At 47.3% G+C, this 18,177-nt stretch carries 14 protein-coding genes; 9 read left to right on the forward strand and 5 right to left on the reverse strand.

Annotated features, from left to right (window positions below; translation table 11 throughout):
* The first annotated feature begins 206 nt into the window (after positions 1–206).
* Together ACOZB4_RS17180 and ACOZB4_RS17185 are read left to right on the forward strand one after the other, a co-directional pair.
* A complete protein-coding gene (locus tag ACOZB4_RS17180; RefSeq protein ID WP_379413072.1) occupies positions 207–1,652 on the forward strand; it encodes a DEAD/DEAH box helicase in 1,446 nt (481 codons plus the stop codon).
* Between the two features lie 111 nt (positions 1,653–1,763).
* Positions 1,764–2,051: a hypothetical protein gene (locus ACOZB4_RS17185; RefSeq protein ID WP_379413068.1), complete on the forward strand. Its 288-nt coding sequence runs from the start codon at positions 1,764–1,766 to the stop codon at positions 2,049–2,051.
* Between the two features lie 8 nt (positions 2,052–2,059).
* Here the strand turns inward: ACOZB4_RS17185 and ACOZB4_RS17190 are convergent, their stop codons facing one another.
* Entirely contained in the window at positions 2,060–3,139 is a 1,080-nt protein-coding gene (locus ACOZB4_RS17190) for an ankyrin repeat domain-containing protein (RefSeq protein ID WP_379413066.1), read from the reverse strand.
* Between the two features lie 73 nt (positions 3,140–3,212).
* On the opposite strand from ACOZB4_RS17190, the gene ACOZB4_RS17195 reads away from it, so the two are divergent.
* Positions 3,213–3,455, forward strand: coding sequence for a hypothetical protein (locus tag ACOZB4_RS17195; RefSeq protein ID WP_379413063.1), 243 nt, complete (start codon positions 3,213–3,215; stop codon positions 3,453–3,455).
* 46 nt (positions 3,456–3,501) lie between these two features.
* Here ACOZB4_RS17195 and ACOZB4_RS17200 read toward each other — a convergent pair whose 3' ends face one another.
* Together ACOZB4_RS17200 and ACOZB4_RS17205 are read right to left on the reverse strand one after the other, a co-directional pair.
* Complete coding sequence (locus ACOZB4_RS17200; RefSeq protein ID WP_379413060.1) at positions 3,502–4,068, reverse strand: hypothetical protein; 567 nt, start codon at positions 4,066–4,068, stop codon at positions 3,502–3,504.
* A gap of 105 nt (positions 4,069–4,173) precedes the next feature.
* Positions 4,174–4,911, reverse strand: a complete 738-nt coding sequence (locus tag ACOZB4_RS17205) for a hypothetical protein (protein ID WP_379413058.1) — start codon at positions 4,909–4,911, stop codon at positions 4,174–4,176.
* Positions 4,912–5,156: 245 nt separating this feature from the next.
* Here ACOZB4_RS17205 and ACOZB4_RS17210 point away from each other — a divergent pair, with 245 nt between their 5' ends.
* The 6 genes from ACOZB4_RS17210 to ACOZB4_RS17235 all read left to right on the forward strand — a co-directional run bounded on the left by ACOZB4_RS17210 (position 5,157) and on the right by ACOZB4_RS17235 (position 14,005).
* The gene (locus tag ACOZB4_RS17210) at positions 5,157–6,293 is read left to right on the forward strand and encodes a DUF418 domain-containing protein (RefSeq protein WP_379413055.1); all 1,137 of its coding nucleotides are present in this window, start codon (positions 5,157–5,159) and stop codon (positions 6,291–6,293) included.
* Between the two features lie 19 nt (positions 6,294–6,312).
* Entirely contained in the window at positions 6,313–7,434 is a 1,122-nt protein-coding gene (locus ACOZB4_RS17215; RefSeq protein WP_379413052.1) for a sensor histidine kinase, read from the forward strand.
* Positions 7,431–8,036, forward strand: coding sequence for a response regulator transcription factor (locus tag ACOZB4_RS17220; protein ID WP_379413047.1), 606 nt, complete (start codon positions 7,431–7,433; stop codon positions 8,034–8,036). Before ACOZB4_RS17215 ends, ACOZB4_RS17220 begins: the two co-directional genes overlap by 4 nt.
* Before the next feature lie 51 nt (positions 8,037–8,087).
* Positions 8,088–8,633, forward strand: coding sequence for a hypothetical protein (locus tag ACOZB4_RS17225; protein ID WP_379413045.1), 546 nt, complete (start codon positions 8,088–8,090; stop codon positions 8,631–8,633).
* Between the two features lie 158 nt (positions 8,634–8,791).
* Positions 8,792–10,297, forward strand: a complete 1,506-nt coding sequence (locus ACOZB4_RS17230) for an alpha/beta hydrolase family protein (protein ID WP_379413043.1) — start codon at positions 8,792–8,794, stop codon at positions 10,295–10,297.
* 270 nt (positions 10,298–10,567) lie between these two features.
* Positions 10,568–14,005 carry an S-layer homology domain-containing protein gene (locus ACOZB4_RS17235; protein ID WP_379413040.1) on the forward strand — a complete coding sequence of 1,146 codons (3,438 nt, stop codon included), beginning with the start codon at positions 10,568–10,570 and terminating at the stop codon, positions 14,003–14,005.
* 139 nt (positions 14,006–14,144) lie between these two features.
* On the opposite strand, the gene ACOZB4_RS17240 is transcribed toward ACOZB4_RS17235, so the two are convergent.
* Positions 14,145–14,759, reverse strand: a complete 615-nt coding sequence (locus tag ACOZB4_RS17240; protein WP_379413038.1) for a hypothetical protein — start codon at positions 14,757–14,759, stop codon at positions 14,145–14,147.
* A 195-nt stretch (positions 14,760–14,954) separates the two neighbouring features.
* Entirely contained in the window at positions 14,955–18,068 is a 3,114-nt protein-coding gene (locus ACOZB4_RS17245) for a hybrid sensor histidine kinase/response regulator (protein ID WP_379413319.1), read from the reverse strand.
* Between the last annotated feature and the right edge of the window lie 109 nt (positions 18,069–18,177).

The raw sequence follows: 18,177 nt of genomic DNA on the forward strand, positions 1-18,177 counted from the left end.
AGCGATCACCCGATATGAAGACCGAATCTTTTATACGTTGTGTATTCATCAACCGATTTACGGTTATAGTTATCTAAGGGCTTTTTCGTTCATGAATGTACCGATCCATATCATTGGATTCAGATTATAATGGATGAGTATATGATAGATGTACGGTGGAAGTCTGTATATATAGATATTCGAATATAACGTAGAAGAGGTTAAAGATGAGTGAGAAGCATTTTACAGATTATCCTTTAAGTGAAGAGATTGTGAGAGCACTCCATAGTTTGGGCTATGAGACACCAACAGAGGTTCAGACAAAAGTCATTCCTGTTGTGCTTAAGAAGAAAGATCTTGTTGTTAAATCGCAAACCGGCAGCGGCAAAACAGCTGCCTATGGAATTCCGCTCTGCGAGCTAGTGGATTGGAACGAGAATAAGCCGCAGGCATTAATCTTAGCGCCAACCCGCGAACTTGCGTTACAAGTCAACGAAGACATTACGAATATTGGGCGCTTTAAGCGGATCAAGGCGACCCCTCTTTTTGGGAAACATCCTTTCCATATACAAAAAGCCGAGTTAAAACAAAGAACGCATATCGTTGTTGGTACACCTGGGCGTGTACTGGACCATATTGAACGCGGCACGCTATCGCTAGAGCGGATGGCCTATCTCGTTATTGATGAAGCCGATGAGATGCTGAATATGGGCTTTATTGAGCAAGTTCAGTCGATCATTCAAGCCCTGCCTCGTGACAGGGTTACCCTGTTATTCTCCGCTACGTTTCCTGAGGATGTGGCCAATTTGGCCCACAAATATATGAACCAGCCTGCCCACATTGAGATTCAAGCCAGTGGTATAACAACTGCCACGATAGAACACGCGCTCATTCAGGTGATGGAGACGAACAAGCTCGCCCTTCTTCAAGATCTGCTCATTGTTGAGAGTCCGGATAGCTGTATAGTGTTCTGCCGTACGCAGGAGCATGTAGATAAACTATTCAGATCATTGGCTGAACTCGGTTATCCATGTGATCGTATTCACGGTGGAATGGAACAGGAAGAGCGTTTCGAGGTCATGCATGCATTCAGAAGAGGACAATTCCGTTACTTGATAGCGACGGATGTAGCCGCCAGAGGTATCGACATCACGAATATCACCCATGTTATTAATTACGATATCCCGCTTGAGAAGGAAAGTTATGTTCACCGTACGGGGCGTACAGGACGCGCAGGCAAGACGGGAAAAGCGATTACCTTCGTTACACCGAGGGACGACAGGAGATTAGCCGACATTGAAACGTATATTGGGTTTCCTATACCAGTAGTGAAAGCTCCCTCCGAACAGGAAGTGGATCGCCATAGAGAAGATTTTGAACAGAAACTAAAGTTTAAACCTGAACCGACAAAAGATAAGCGTGAGCAATTAAACAAGCAAATTATGAAGCTTAACTTCAATGGCGGCAAGAAGAAAAAGCTAAGAGCCGTAGACTTTGTTGGAACGATTGCTAAGCTTGACGGGGTAACTGCAGACGATATAGGGATTATTACGATCCTCGATTTTGTGACCGATGTTGAGATTCTGAACGGCAAAGGACCGCTTGTTCTTGAAATGATGCAAAACACGACGGTCAAAGGCAAACTGTTAAAGGTGCGCCAAGGGAATAAATAAAATTTGAATTTGACAAAACAAGGGTGATCTTCGCAATGTGCTGAGGTCACCCTTCTGTATTGAAGAAATCAAACTTTCCACGATTGAGGTTTGAAAGCGAGGTGTAGGCTATTGCCCGTTATTACTGTCATTTTGGTGGCGATTCTCACAGGTGGTATGTCCGCTCAAGCGAAGATCAACTCGATCCAGCAAACGAATGTGCAGGTCGATAATCAACCAGAAGTGTTGCTGGATCTAAGCGTCACGAAACCGAATGGCGAGACCATTCATACGGTAGTAAGAACCGTCATCCCGATCGTGAATATACCTGCCTTTCAAAAAGGCAACATCATCGAAGTAAAGCATATGACGATAGACAACGAGTTAAAATTTGAGGTTGTAGGTGCCTATGTTCCTTGAGATTGAGATTACAACTCTCCCTCAAGAAAACGGATGAGGTACGTTTCAGGCTGCGCGAAGAACTCAGTAAAGCTGCATAAATCGGCGTACGTCTGATGCTCGACATCGTAGCAACCGATCTGGCCTTTTTTCTTCGGATTCCACAAAAGCAGCAGATCGGAGTAATTATCGATATTGGCTGACAGACGCAGCAGCTTTTGCCGACCGACTTTCATCTCGATCGTATCGGTCAGGGTGAAGAAATCGATATACCCGATTTCATATTCATTCTGCGACAGCTTAAGCCGCAGCTGGTCTCCTGTCAGAAAGCTGACGAGTTCATCGGTCAATTTATATTTTTTCAGCGCATACTTCTTGTTCTCTAAACTATGAAACTCAGCTGGCTCCAGCGATTTTAAGTAGTCCGCCAGGGCGGTATCCTTATTGCTCACAGCAATCGTATATGGTCGTTCACCATCCTTTTCCGCTATCGTCACGTCCGCGTCTCGCTCAATCAAATATTTGACCATGCCTTGATTCCCCATCCGAGCGGCGACGGTTAGCGGGGTCGCTCGATAAGGATAGACCATATCGGGCTGATTATAATTGATGTCCGCCCCATGATCGAGTAGATAATCGAGGGTCTTATAGTCATGGTCCGACACGGCTTGGCGCAGTACAGGGCTGCCATGCAGCTTGATATCCAACCCCAGCTCATGAATGAGCGGGATGTTTTTTTTGTTGCCGTAATAGGCCTGTGCATATGCACCTGACCCGGTTTGATTGAGTTTATCCAGCTCGGCGCCTTGCGCAGCGATATACCGAACGATATCTTCCTTACCATAGCGAACAGCCTTTAAAAAAGCTGGATTATGATGGACATTCAGGTTAACGCCCTGCTCGACCAGCAGCTCCACAACATCCATTCGCTGAGATATCAGCGCCAGATCAAGCGGACTTAACGTCGTATATCTGCTCAGTACGATACCTTCCTCTATATTCCAACCAGCGGCGATTGCTTCCTGCAAAGCCGGAATGTTTCCTTTGTAGATGTGCATGGCTATTTCCGGCAGCTCTTCGAATTTACCGATATCTTTCAGAACGATCATCTATTTTCCTCCCTGCGAAAATCCTGTGTACGTATGTTCCTTCCTTAATTCAATAAATTGGAATGAATTCGATGTGATCCATCGCCTGCGGCACGACTTTGAGCCGCTCCGTCGAACCGATGATTTCATCGCCTATGTCTCAGCGGCGGACAGCGTCGGGGGAGATTCCCTGACGACCAGTCAGCTGCTTCGACGATGTGTCAGCGAACTCGGCGAAACGGCTGTCCCTTATATCCGGCAGCATTTGAATGACAAGCTCAAAGAGGATACGTGGCTGATCCTGGAGACGGTACTTCGAGATTTGGGACAGCTCTAGCTTGCCGCTTGATCAGTTCCTACCGCATGAACAGCTCCTTAGGCGCTTACAAAGGATATGGCGGGGCTTTTCCTGCTGCGATGTTATCGGGATGCACGTCTGTAGGTTCATGGCCATTCATGCGGAGATACATATATTCCACTTCTTCTAGCGATATTTGCAGCGTTCGGCTGATATCATAGAGGTCGATGTCTTGCGATAGAAGCTCCCGTGCCTGATGGATTTTTCCATTTAGCCAACCGTTTTCGAGCATCCATACCTTCATCCGGTCCAGCAGCAGATTCTGGTTTGCCGCATCTGCATGCTTTTTATATTTAGCAACGGATTCTGACAGATAGTCGTAGAGATAAATACCCAGTGCCTCGCGCTGCTCGTGTTTGGACATTCGTTGATACTGCTCAAAGCTTAGGCTGATATCCAAATCAAGCGTATTATCCCTACTATCAAAACGACTGGATGTTTTCCGGCCATAACTTTCCGGTAAAACGCGAAATACAACAAAGATATCGAATGGAAACTTCCAGGCGGCAGCTATTTCCTCTAACGGCAGCAGCTCGTCCCTCAATTGACCTACGCACGTTCCGTGTGTATCCAGCGTAAAAGCTAGCTTCATCCAACGTCCCCCTCTAGAAGATCTTATAAAACATAGCCCTGCTTAAATTTATCTTGTACTAGAATGCAGTTTCCCTCTTGATGAGCACCGATAATAATCTATGTGTTATGAAATCCTTTCGCACCCTTTCGACAAGAGCCATGCCTCCATAACGTCAAATGCCTGCCCTGCATCCTGTTCATAGAAGACGGCTACCTCTTGCTGATAAGCATAATTGAATCGTACATATCCGCCCAGTTCTCGGTAGAACAAAAGGCCAACATAGGGCGTTTCAATAGACAGATCGGAAGGAAAGGCCGCTTGACACATTCCCGCCAGCTCAGGCAATGACAGCCCATCCTGCCCTGGAGGCAAACGTAAGAAGAGATGGCTCCGCGTACCTGTCCACGGATCATAATAAACGGCTTCCTCTTGGCTACTCCCATACACCTGACGATATATTTCGTCCAGCACTTCCGCGTATAGGCCTTCATCGTCCTGTTCCCGTGCCTGCAGCGAAATCGCCTTTATACGCTCCTCATGCCGGGGCAACCACAGCAGATCGCCCGCCTGGGGATGCACGGCCAAAAAATCACCGTCCACCGTTGTGCCTATTGCGATACACTCTGCAATCTGCTGCTCGGTAATCGGGCTGTCTTCATCGTGCTCCCATAACCCGTACTCGGCAAAAGGCTGAAGTACCTCCGTATCCGGTAACTGGACATTCATCCACCCTCGGTAAGTCCCTTCGCCGAATCGCTGTAAAAACCGCAGGTAGCCCGGCGGATAAACAGCGGCCTCCTGCCTGGCAAGCTCCTGATTTTGGCCATCCGATAAAAGCTTGGGCTCAGATACGATGTACATGATCACTCCTCCTATTTTTGAGTAGATTCACTTCCGTCTACGAACCTCAATTGGCAATACTCTTAACCATTATTCCACAATTTTCAAGTGGTGACGATAGCCCCATCGTCGCTTGCCCAATTCCCTTCTTCCAAATGTTATGACACGTGTCATACGGATCTCTTTACAGGTGTGAATGTTGCATCAAACGGATCGCATCTACAATAAAAACACGAGAGAATCAACAAGGAGAGAGGGAATCGGAGATGGAACAACGAAAAGACAGAATCCGCCTGCTGGACATTTTGCGGGGCTTTGCGATTCTGGGAACGCTTGGGACGAATATTTGGATCTTCGCACATGCGGGGGACCTCAACTACATTACAACATTTGATCATTCCGGTTGGTGGGGAATGAATGACTTACTTCGAATGATCGTCTTATTCCTGGTGAATGGAAAGCTGCTCGGACTGCTGACAATCATGTTTGGTGTCGGCTTGGAAATGAAGTATCGGCAGGCTAAGCGCAAGGGAAAGCCGTGGCCGGGTGTTTATTTATGGGCCGTCCTGTTTTTGGTCCTCGAAGGCCTGCTGCATTTTATATTGGTCATGGAGTATGACATCTTAATGAGCTATGGAGTTACCGCAATCATTGCAGCCTTCATCGTAAAGGGTGGCGACCGGCTCATCGCCCGCACGATGAACGTGATCGGCAGCGTCTTCGCCATTGCAATTCTGGCCCTCGCGGGACTGATGCTGGCAAGCGGCGCAAGCGTATCGCTGGGCAGTTTTGGCGATGTCGTTGCTCTTTATCAAGAAGGCACTTGGGTGGAGCAAGTTCAATATCGGCTGGCGAACTTCATTCCGCTGCGAATGGAGGCCATCCTCGTGATTCCGACCAATGTGTTTCTGTTCCTGCTGGGGGTTCGCTTCATGCGGGCAGGGGTATTCTCCCCGGATGAGAACGGCAAAAAGCTGCGGAGTACACTATTTAAGCTTGGGATATATGTCGGTGTGCCGCTCAACTTGCTCATTTTTATCCCCGGCGGCGCTTTCGATCTACCGGTGCGCTATTTATTCGCCCCGCTGATGTCCATGGGGTATATAGCAATCATGGCGAGAATGATACAATATACGAAATGGGAATGGCTATGGCGCCGTCTGGAGAACGTCGGAAAAATGTCGCTAAGCTGCTATGTGCTCCAGAACATCCTCGCATCCGCTGTTTTTTACGGCTGGGGGTTGGGGCTTGCCGGCAAGCTGAATTCAGCGGCCATTATCGCCATCTGGCTGGTAATCTCCGCGTTTCTGTTGGGCATGTCGTCCCTATGGCTCCGCGGCTTCAAGCTGGGACCCATGGAGACCATCCGCAAACAGGCGGTAGGTTTCTTCGAATCAAGATAGCCAAAGTTGGGGGCTTGATATGTTCTATAAGTTGTACCCGAGGGATCAGATCAAAAGTTATTTGCTCATCGATATCGTACTGACCGTATTCTTATGCTACCGGGTGTTTCGTTCGGATACGGCGCTGGGACTGTGGGGCAGCCTTTTGCTGCTCCTGCTGTTCCTTGTTGCGTTCTATGTCGCGCTGTGGCGCCGGGGCGGCTGGCTACTGGCTGCCGTGCTGACGGGCCTGTTCGCGGTAGGCGTACTCGGGGTGTACACGGGGCCGAGCACCATGCTGTTCGGGATCATTTTTGCCGACTTGCTGGGCCGGTCCAAGTCCAAGGTGCATATCGCCATCGGCTGTGCAGCCATTGCCCTATCATTCCTGCTCGTGTTCGTTTTCCGAAAGGAACCGCTGCTCGAAACGTCCAATGCCATTTACCTTCCGGTCATGATCATTCAGTCGGTATATCCGATCGTCATCTACATTAAGGAGAAAGCGAAAAGCCTGCAGGGGGAGCTGGATGAAGCCAACGAGCAGATCGCAAAGTATATCCAGCAGGAGGAGCGACAGCGAATCGCTAGGGATCTCCACGATACCTTGGGACAGACCCTCATGATGATCAAAATGAAGAGCGAGCTGGCGAAGAAATGGGTGGATAAGGATGCTGCCCAAGCCAAGCGAGAGCTAAGCGAGATTCTGGATACCACCCGAACGGCCCTGAAGCAAGTGAGGGAGCTGGTATCCGATATGAAGTTCATCTCTCTGGCAAGCGAGCTGGAGCATGCGGCCAAGCTGCTGCATACGGCGGGAATTTCGCTGAGTATCGAGAATCCGGAGAAGCCCCCGCTGTTATCCAGCGTGGAGGAAACGATGCTTGCGCTCTGCGTCCGAGAAGCCATGACCAATATTATCAAGCATAGTCGCGCCAAGCGGTGCACGATCATGCTGGAAACGAAGGACCATGCCTTCGGCATCCATATTGCGGATGATGGCGTGGGGCTGACGGGGAACGGCGACGGAAACGGCATCCCGTCGATCATGGAGCGGATGAAGACGCTAGGCGGCTCTTTCGCCATCGCCCCGTCGCCTGAGGGAGGCACCAGGGTATCCTTGAATCTCCCGCTTCGCCGGCATGAAAAGGAGGACGCTTCATGATTCGAATCGTTATTGCGGAAGATCAGAAAATGCTTCGCGGTGCATTCGCCTCACTGCTTAATTTCGAAGATGACATCGAGGTGGTGGCCGAGGTGCCTGACGGGCAGCAAGCCTGGGACGCGATCCAGCAGCATCAGCCGGACGTGTGCCTGCTCGATATCGAGATGCCTCATATCAGCGGCCTGGAATTGGCCGAGTCCATACGTCAAGCAGGTCTGCCCTGCAAAATCATGATCGTTACGACCTTCGCGCGCCCGGGTTATTTGCAAAAAGCGATGGATTCGCAGGTGGAGGGCTATCTGTTAAAGGACGAGCCGATCGATTTCTTGGTCGCAGCCATCCGGCGGGTCATGAAGGGCGAGCGGGTTGTGAGCACTGATCTGGCGGCCGCACTATTCATGAAGGAAGAGAACCCGCTCAGCGAACGGGAAATCGAAATGCTTCGCTTAACCAAGGAAGGCATGACCACCGGCGAGATCAGCAAAGCCCTGTTCCTGACGAGAGGAACTGTTCGCAACTACCTCTCCTCAGCCATACAGAAGCTTGCGGCCGAATCCCGGCAGCAGGCCGTGGCAATCGCCGAGGATAAAGGGTGGCTGTAAACATCCTCGGACACAGCGCACCTTGTTTATGACTTTAAGGAGGAGATCGAAATGAAAGCTTTGGCCCAAACGACAACCAGCATTCCATGGCAGCGGTTGACGACCGCCTATGGAAGAGGAACGGACATTCCGCGGCTCATGGAAACCGGGCAGTTTGAGGAATTGGCCAACCTGATCGAGCATCAAGGGACCCTGTGGCAGACAACGCCGTGGGCCCTGCTTATACTCCTGCGCGAGCTTGCCAAGCGGACACCAGAGCAGGTCACCTCGGAGGAAGTTGAGCTGTACATGGCCGTAGCCTCTGCCATAACCGTGGAGTATATGGATTCGCAGCATACGCTGGAGACGATGGACAAACTGCTGGATGAAAAGTACTTATGGCCGAAGAACGAGGAAGAAGATGAATCGCGATGGGAGGAGGAGACGCCGCCTGGCTATGAGTCAGAGGCCTTTATCAGCTATTATTACTTCAGTTATGCGCTGTTAAGGGAGGCGATCCCTCTTTTCACCGCGGTGATGAATGATAACGATAAGCTAGCTCCTGCGATTGCGGAGCTACTGCTTCTGCTTGAAGCCGAAGAGCTTTTTGAAAAATAATGAAAGCATAAAAATAACCTTTGCTAACTTCTATGTCAGCAAAGGTTATTTTTAGTTCACGCACCCCATATTTAAACCATTTTTAAACAGATCTGGCCGTTCGTTTTAACCTTGATCCGTTACGATAAAAGAAAATGGAGCAACAAGGGAGAGAACGTATGCGAGTATTGGAAATGTTGTTGGTCACATCTTGCGTTTTGGTGCTGATGGTCTCACTGTTCCGTAACACAATCAACCGGAAGATAGGGACTATAGCCGGCATCGCTTGCGGTTCACTGTTGGCCGCTCAACTGCTGTTTGAAGGCTATAGGTGGCAGATGATCCCAGTCTATATCGTCGCCGCATTGCTTGTCGCCCTCCTCTTATTTAGGCGCAGTAAGATCACGAAACCGCTGCGTTTCATGATATTAGCCCTATCTATTGTTTTGCTGGGTGGATCGGTTGCCTTATCGGTATTGCTGCCGGTCTTTCATTTACCGAAGCCTTCAGGCGAGTTCAGTGTGGGAACGGAAACGTTCCATTTTATCGATACCGACCGGGAAGAAACGTTTACCGAGCAGAAGGGCGACAAACGGGAACTTATCGTTCAGGTATGGTACCCTGCCGCGGCGTCTGGTCGAAGCGGAGAGAAGAATACGGTGTTCCCTAAAGATAGAGGGCTGTTCCATACCTATATGCAAGCTTATTCCGGATATCTGGGCCTTCCCGCTCCCGCCCTCGACTACTGGAAATACAGCCGGGCCAATTCATCTATCCATACCGATTTACATCCGGCGATTAATCCGTATCCAGTGGTACTGCTGTCACACGGCATGGGGGTCGGCAGAATTTTGCATACGTCGCAGGCTGAACATCTTGCCAGCCACGGTTATATCGTATTCGCCATCGATCACACTTATAGTACCGTTGTGACCGCTTTTCCAGATAAACGTGTGACCGGTTTCCTTACGGAACAGTCTCAGGATCGGTTATTTGAGGACAGCCGGGCCATTTTACATGTATGGAACGAGGATATCACCTTCGTCGTGAATCAGTTGGAGAAGCTGCATTCCGGTGCCGTCGCCAGCAAATTCAAGGGAATGCTGGATATGGACAACATCGGCATGATGGGTCATTCCTTCGGTGGGGCAGCAGCTTTTGAAGCCGTTTATTCCAACCCGCGAATCAAAGCCGGCGTGAATATGGACGGTACATTGTTCATAACGGAGAACCGGGATGCCATGAAAAAACCGTTTATGTTCATGAAATCGGATGAGTTTACGAATATAAACGAGAAGCAGGCGAAGAACCGCAAAACCCCAGCCACGGATGCCGAGCTCAAGGAGCTCCGGTTAACACGTGAACAATTCGACAACATTCTGGCGAATCGGGAATTGGAGCTGAAACTGATGGACCGCCTATCGCAACAAGGACAAGGACGGACCATTTATATCGAAGGAACGGGACATTATAACTTCACTGATCTTCAGTTGTACTCTCCGCTCATCGGACTAACCGGCATGACAAGAAGCATTAATGGAACAAGGGGTGCAGAAATCGTCAATCGCTATCTTTTGGAGTTTTTTAACCAGCATTTACGCGGAACCGAGAGTAAGCTTCTGGCCGGTCCCACTAAGGACTATCCGGAAGTGAAATATCCGAACTTGGTTTATCAAGGAGAATAAATGGAAAGAGAAACGTCCTTCGAATAACGGAGGGCGTTTCTTTATGGGTTTAGCTTTTAACAGCCGCCTTCCCCTCCCATCATTCGTCCGAATCTCCATTTATGTGAGCAATTCATGCAAAATACAACAGCCAATGTAGAGTTCTTGTAGAGATTTGCGTGATACAATTCCATCAAATTGAACCCTACCATATTGAGGAGAAATAACAACCGAGTAAAGACTATTAATTCCTTTAATAGGTTAGAGATCAGAACAGAGAGGATGGGAAATTTGATCAAGCTTTTCAAGAAAAAACAGGCAGCGTTATTCCTGAGCAGTATCCTGGTCATTGGTGGTTTACCAGCAGGATTAGCTCCAAATGTAGTGAGTGCTGCTGAACCACAGGAGGCTTTAATCACCACATCTAACGGTAACACCAGTTATGATCTGATTGACGGGACAACCACTCCCCCGGTTATTGTAGACTCAGGAGTTACCGTTCAAGAGTCCGTCTACACGGAAAACTTGAATGCTGCTACGGTGGTTATTGAAAATTTCGTAGCTGGGGATACATTGAAGGTTACTTTAGCAAGCGGAATCACAGGAACTTATAATCCTGCTAATGGTATCCTGACATTAAAGGGTGCAGCTTCAGTTGAAGACTATAAAAAGGTATTGTCTAGCGTTACCTTTTCGACAACCTCCAGCGTGACAACAGCAAGAACGATTCAGTTTACGCTCGGTGATGCTCTTCCTTATGAAGCTAACGGACATTTTTATAAATATGTTGATAAAGGCATAGGCAACCCAATTACTTGGGATGCTGCAAAGGCCGAAGCCGAGGGCAGTGAATATTTTGGACGGAAAGGGTATTTGGTTACTATAACCAATGATCAAGAAAATACCTTTGTAAAGGAAAAAACATTAGGTATCGGTTGGCTTGGTGCAAAAGATATTGAGCGGGATGCTAGCACACCTAAAAAAAATGGTGACTGGCGCTGGGTAACGGGGCCGGAAGGCTTGGAGGATGGCGGACAAGGCACGAAATTCTATCAAGGTTATACAGGCAGCGGAAAAGACCTTTTGTATACCAACTGGGATGCTGGCGAGCCAAATGACCATAGTGGAACAGAATTCGTCGCCCATATTTTTGGACCCGGAAATAAAGCTGGTAAATGGAACGATTACTCTCCAATCAATCCTTCAGTAACTGGATACATTGTAGAGTACGGCGGCATGCCAGACGACAACAATGTTGTTATCAGTGCCGAGAAGACCCTCTCTTTTGTGAATGTTACCGAGCTTACAAAAGCAAAAGCGGTAGCCGATCAATTAAAAGAAGAGGACTATGCTGAGGCCGAATGGCTTGAATTTAAAAAGGCTTTGGAAGCTGCCAATACGGTGCTTGAAAATCGCAGTAAAACCCAAGGCGAGGTAGACGCAGCCCTGGAAGCGCTGAAAGATGCGCAAGAGCAGCTGAAGCCCCGGGTTACAATCACGGAACCGAGCGGCGATACGGTATATGTAGCCAAGCCTGAGTTTGAGGGCAAAGCTGCCATAGGTGCAACCGTCACCGCAGCTATTTATGATAAAGCCGGCAACCTTATCGGTACTCCTCAGGTAAAAGTGAATCCGGATGGTACATGGAGTTTTGCACCTGATCAAGAGCTGCCTGATGGCGACTATGTGGTTGAAGTGACTGCTGAAAAGGACGGCAAGACAAGCACGGAAAAGAAACATGTGACAGTAGATACCACAAAACCGAATGTACAAATCACTGAGCCAAGCGGTGAAAAAGTCAACGTGGCCAAACCGGAATTTAAAGGTGTAGCTGACAAGGATGCAAAGGTCATCGTTGAATTGACAGATGAGAGCGGCAATGTAGTTGAGAGCCGCGAAGTGGAAGTAGACAGCAATGGAAATTGGAGCTTCACTCCGTCCGCTGATTTAACGGACGGTAAATACACAGTCAATGTAACGGCAGAGAAAAACGGCAAAGTGTCCACGGACACCAAGAAGGTTACGGTAGACGCAACAGACGAATCACAGCTATCGGGTCTTGAGCTAAAGCGTGGGGATGGAACACCGATTGCGATCTCTCCGGCTTTTAACGGGGGAGTAACCAATTATCAGGCTTCCGTGACCCATGATGTATACAATACAACCGTAACGCTGGCGACTTATGATCCGAACGCCACAATCGAAATCTCGCTTAATGGCGGAGCATGGCAAGGAATTCCTAACGGCTCTGCAAGTGATGAATTGCCGTTAGCATTTGGCACCAATACGATTGTTGTGAAGGTAACGGATTCCCAGGGAAATGTGACGGAATATACGCTGACCATCACCAGAGGGTCCAATGATAATAATAACGGAGGCAATAACGGAGGAAACAGTGGGGGTAATAATGGAGGCAACAGCGGAGGCAGCACATCGCCTTCTACGCCGCCTGCGATTACTCCACCCCCAGCGGACCCTGGTGTGAATACGTCCGTGAACGGTAACGACGGTGGGTTTGCCACAGGGAAGACAACCACATCTGAAGGTAACAAGCAAACTTCTGTACAGGTAAACAGAGATAAGCTCGGAGACATATTATCGAATGGAACAGGTCAGAAGCTGTCCATTCAATCTCCGAATGATGGAGATATGCAGGTTGATGGTTTAACGGCTGCGGACATTCGTTTGTTAGCTGATAAGGGAGCAAGCCTTGACATCGGGAATCCGTTAGCTATCTATCCGGTCCCTAGTAAGCAATTGGACTTGAATGCAGTGTCCGGGCAGCTGGGCAATGCGGCACTGAACGATATCGCCGTTCATATCGACATTAAACGGTCCTCCGAGACTTTGAAAAACAATGCCAAGAACAAAGCAACATCGGCAGGCTACCAGCTGCTGGTTGATCCGGTCGACCTGGAAATGACGTTTAGCCGAAATGGTAAAACCGTAAAATCCGGGCAATTGAACGGATACGCTCCTAAATATATCGCTCTGCCGGAAGGCATCGACCCGAATCGAATTACGACAGGCGTTGTGGTCAATCCGGATGGCTCGGTATATCATCTGCCAACTGTAGTTACTAAGATCGGGAATCGTTACTACGCGCAGATTCATGATTTGCGCAGCAGTGGTTCGTACTCGGTTATCTGGAATCCGCAGGATTTCGATGATGTGAGAACGCACTGGGCTCAAACGGAAGTGAACAACATCTCTGCTCGCCTTGACTTGAAAGGTAACGGTGGCAATACGTTCGCTCCAAATCGAAATGTGACCCGGGCTGAATTTGCGGAGATTGTGGTATTGGGTCTTGGACTGATGCGTCAGGAAGAGCCAAAAACAACATTTGACGACGTTACGGCAACCGCCTGGTACCGCAATGCGATCTCGATTGCCAGTGAATTCGGCATCGTACTCGGTTATAACGACGGCGCGTTCCGTGGTAACCAGACGATTACAAGAGAAGAAGGAATGGCGATGATCGCCCGTGGTTATCAATTGATCAAGCCAGGACATGCAATTAGCGAAACAGAAATTAGCAGACTGCTCGCAGGCTATGAAGATGCATCCCAAGTAGCAAGATGGGCCCGACCATCCGTAGCAACCTTGCTGTCAGCAGATATTGCCCAAGGAAGCGGAGATAAGGGATTGACTCCGAAATCCACGATGACGCGGGCTGAAACGGTAGCCCTGATGCAGCGTCTGCTGCAAGTTACCAATCTAATCGATTAAGTCAGTCCATATGTATGAGTAGATGACCCGCAAGAGGCACTTTGGAAAAAGTGATCCCTTGCGGGTCATTTTTTTTGTTCGATGATCAGACATCTGCATTATCTCCCAGACTGGATGCAATCCTGAATGTTTGGGTGGCCTATTTGTTATTCATAACAAGCTCATATTTCTTAAAAATCCAAGATTGACTCATGTCATTCATCGCATCTTGACTTATGCGAACAGATGGCTTTTGCTCTTCCATCGCATCTTTCGAATGTACCGAGAAACGAAGCGGCTTTGTCATTTTTTTCGTGTATTTTGCTATTTCATCAAAAAAATCATAAGTTAACGGCTGATGTCCCCGAATATCCTCATAAATATAATACTTCCCTTGTTCATCCTCTACATTGATTTGAACGCCTTTAGGAAGGGTGAGCATAACATACGGTAATACATCTTCTGCCCACTGACCAAGATAGGGAAATTGGACACCTTCATTTCTGACAAAGAATCCGGAGTTTTCATTACCCATAACAAAAGAAATAGAATAGACAAAGAAAGGGTGGTAATCGGGCTTTTCTGAAGCTGTAAAATACTGATAATAGGTTCTATACGCCTCATACACCTGATTTAGATCATCTTGGGTCCTGGCATAATTCGTATGATGGAATTGTGCTCGGTGTTGCTCAAAGAATGTCAAAACATTTTTAAATTCTTTCGGCGTTATAAAGAATTTCACTTTATAAAATCCGCTGTTTTTCAATCTATCCATTCATCTCACCGCCAAATATTTAGACTCATTAATAATTCTGATACCTATTCCACATATACCGCACTTTTTCCTGGATTCTCTATAACATTCATTTACGTCGTAGTAATGACACCGTACATCGGCGCACAAACCCCGGTAAGAAAAAAAGCCGCAGCTTCCATGCTTCGGCTTTTCATCGTTTAGAATAAATGACATTTACTTCGTTTCGCTGCGAACGAAAAAAGTTACCTTAGTTCCTTTATCCAACGTGCTTTTGATATGAAGTCCTGTGCCGAAGTGCCGCTTTAAGCGCTGATGCGTATTGATCAGGCCGACTCCTGAGCTACGGTCTGCCCTTCTTTCCAATATCCGTTGCAATTGAACTTCGTCCATTCCGATCCCATTGTCTTGAACCGTTATCTCTGTAAGCGTGTCATGGACAGAAATTCGAATATGTAGTTCCCCTCCGCGAGTGCGCTTCATAATGCCATGTCTTATCGCATTTTCAACTAAAGGCTGGATCGAAAGAAAAGGGACTTTTAACTCTTCGCAGTCATCTACCTCCCAAACGACCTGCAGCCGCTCATCAAACCGGACCTTTTCGATGTATAGATACGAACGCACTAGACTTAATTCCTCTTTGATCGAAACAAGTCCATCCGTATCTTGGAACCTAAATTTATACCTCAAAAAATTGCTGAACTCATCAAGCAAATGACGCATCTTATCTAAATTAATGTCACTTAAAGCGGTTACGGCGCTTAATGCATTGAATAAGAAATGAGGTTGGATTTGTGCTTGCAGCCATGCCGCCTCCAATCGCAATTGTTCCCGTACCGTTTGTTTAATCGTCGTTAGCGCTTCGATCCGCGATCTGATTTCTAATGCTTCCACCGGCTTTGTCACATAATCGTTTGCTCCTGCGACAAAACCGCTTTGGATATCCTTCGGCTGGCTTCTTGCGGTAAGGAGCAGCACTGGGAGCTCGGTAAGTGTATACCGCTCTCGAATTCTTCGTGTCAGCTCATAACCCGACATCTGCGGCATCATAATATCGGAGATGACCAGATCCCATTCCTTCGTGTCCAGCATAGCCAATGCTTCTTTACCGCTCGTTGCCATCGTTACATCATAATCGTCAGGCGGGAGTATGGCTTCTAGCACTTGCAGATTAACAGGATCATCATCCACAATTAATAAGAGCGGACGATCACGATTCATTGCAATAAAGGTTGTTTGTTTTTCCACTGGCGGAATGTCCTTTGTTTCCAGAACAATTGAGGCTGTTTCCTGAGTCGACACTGCCTGTAATGTTATGGGTTCAAATGAGTCGGAAACATCTTCTTCCTCCTCTGTATTCAAACCCGCTAGCTTTAACGAAAATGTAAATTTCGAGCCTTCTCCTAAAACAGAGGACACCTCTAACGTACCTTGATGAAGCTCAATAAGCTGCTTGCTTATACTTAAGCCTAACCCAAAGCCACCTTCAATCATGGTCTCACTCGCGCTGGCTTGCTCGTACGGAAGGAATAAGCGTTTCAGCATGTCCTCATCCATGCCGATCCCGGTATCAGCAATAACAACATACGCTCTTCCTTCCTCTGCCAAAGCCTGAATCGAAATGCCCCCTTCATTCGTATACTTCACGGCATTATGAAGTAAATTGAAAACGATTTGAATCACCCGGTTCTCATCCGCTATGACGGGAGGAAAATCCTCAGGAATCTGATTTACAATATCGACAGACTTCGTCTCTGCGTTAAATTGCAGCATATCAATGACTCCCGTTATGATCGGCTGAATTGATATGACTTTTTCCTGTAAACGTGGATTGCCTTCCCGCAGACTCATCACATCGATCAAATCATTTAATATAAGTGTTAGCCGACGTCCTACAGATAGTACCGTTTCAAGCTCCTTGACACTTCGATCCTGTAACAGATGTCCTTCCCTGTTCAAAACGGACTGTGACATGTTAAGGATGCTATGCAGCGGATTTTTAAATTCATGAGACGTGTTCGCCAAAAATTGATCTTTATGATCATGCATTCTTTGCAATGTTGCGGCAAGCTCTTTGGTGTTCGCATGCATGATAAAGTAGCCCTTAAACCATTCAGAGGCTAAACAACCCATCGCAATAATCATATCGAACGGATAGTAGACAAGACTCAAACCGCTATCCAGCAAGATTAACGACCAAAGAGAATGGTTCATCAACGCAAGAAAAGAGAAAAGCAGTAAAAGATTGCTCTTTAAACCTTTGATTACTTTTTTAAACATTGTAATCAACGTGATAACTGCAGCAATACCAACTAATAGATAATAAACCGGAAAGAGCATAATCACTTGAGATGGATCTAAGAACAAAGTGATGCCGGCAGTCCCTAGATTCATTACTTTATAGACAGGGTACATCCTACGCCAATATGGAAGCTCGCGATGATTCGTACACTGGAGCAAAGCATAGGCTGCAATAACGAAAGCAATATTAGCCAGCCTAAAATCCCAATTAATCCCAATGTAAAATAATTGATGGAACAACTTCTCATCCGTACTAAAGACACTCGTGATCGTTACACATAATGCAAGCAAACTGAAATAAAGCAGCTTCTTTTCCTTATTTCCTAGTAAATACAAAATAAGTGCATAGACAGCATGCATAATAAATATAATCGCTGCCAAAAACTGCATAGAAACGGAAGCTTTCATCTCTTTGGCAATGGCTTCTTCTGAACCAAATTTAATGGATCGGACAATACCCCCGCTTCGACTATCCACATAATTTGCCGCCTGAATGACGAGTTCGATTACACCGTTTTCGTCTGCTGTAAAGGTTGTAGAATAAGGTAGGTCCTTCGAAATATATTCATCCTTTGTTGTCGCCACCTGTCCAGATTTAGTAAGCAATCGACCGTTTACATATAATTCTGATGCAGTGCGTACGCTGGGTACACGAATACTATAATTAAGGTTCTTTTCCGGATCCACCAAAATACGCAGGCGATAGGATGCATAACCATATGGAGTCGGCTCTTCGCTATGCAAAGCTTCATTCCATCCTCCCGGAACCGAAATCAGTTTTGGCTCGATCTCGGCTGACACACGCTGCCGACGACCACCATCCAGCAACCATTGTGAGGGATAAAACTCCCATTCCCCATCAAGTAAGAGAACGCCGCCATCTTCTGCATTCCAATGACGTAAATCCAATTGCCCATTCGGAATGGACACCTGCTTTTGATGAGGTAACAATTCCATCCACACCATGCGCAAGCTCGATAGAATGACTAACAATAACCCAATTAACAAGATCATATGACTCTTTTTCATTTGGTATTTTGGTGAGTCGTTTGCCAAGAAGTATTCCTCTCCTAATCCATTCTAATATAGGCACTGCTCCATCATTTACGGTTCCAAATAGATATGAAAGAACAACCAT

The sequence above is a fragment of the Paenibacillus sp. NPDC058898 genome (genome assembly GCF_049316025.1).
Lineage (GTDB): Bacteria > Bacillota > Bacilli > Paenibacillales > Paenibacillaceae > Paenibacillus_AQ.

Coding starts and splice junctions, on each gene's coding strand:
- ACOZB4_RS17180 (WP_379413072.1), top strand. CDS start 207: ATGAGTGAGAAGCATTTTACAGATTATCCTTTAAGTGAAGAGATTGTG.
- ACOZB4_RS17190 (WP_379413066.1), bottom strand. CDS start 3,139: ATGATCGTTCTGAAAGATATCGGTAAATTCGAAGAGCTGCCGGAAATA.
- ACOZB4_RS17200 (WP_379413060.1), bottom strand. CDS start 4,068: ATGAAGCTAGCTTTTACGCTGGATACACACGGAACGTGCGTAGGTCAA.
- ACOZB4_RS17205 (WP_379413058.1), bottom strand. CDS start 4,911: ATGTACATCGTATCTGAGCCCAAGCTTTTATCGGATGGCCAAAATCAG.
- ACOZB4_RS17210 (WP_379413055.1), top strand. CDS start 5,157: ATGGAACAACGAAAAGACAGAATCCGCCTGCTGGACATTTTGCGGGGC.
- ACOZB4_RS17215 (WP_379413052.1), top strand. CDS start 6,313: ATGTTCTATAAGTTGTACCCGAGGGATCAGATCAAAAGTTATTTGCTC.
- ACOZB4_RS17220 (WP_379413047.1), top strand. CDS start 7,431: ATGATTCGAATCGTTATTGCGGAAGATCAGAAAATGCTTCGCGGTGCA.
- ACOZB4_RS17225 (WP_379413045.1), top strand. CDS start 8,088: ATGAAAGCTTTGGCCCAAACGACAACCAGCATTCCATGGCAGCGGTTG.
- ACOZB4_RS17230 (WP_379413043.1), top strand. CDS start 8,792: ATGCGAGTATTGGAAATGTTGTTGGTCACATCTTGCGTTTTGGTGCTG.
- ACOZB4_RS17240 (WP_379413038.1), bottom strand. CDS start 14,759: ATGGATAGATTGAAAAACAGCGGATTTTATAAAGTGAAATTCTTTATA.
- ACOZB4_RS17245 (WP_379413319.1), bottom strand. CDS start 18,068: ATGAAAAAGAGTCATATGATCTTGTTAATTGGGTTATTGTTAGTCATT.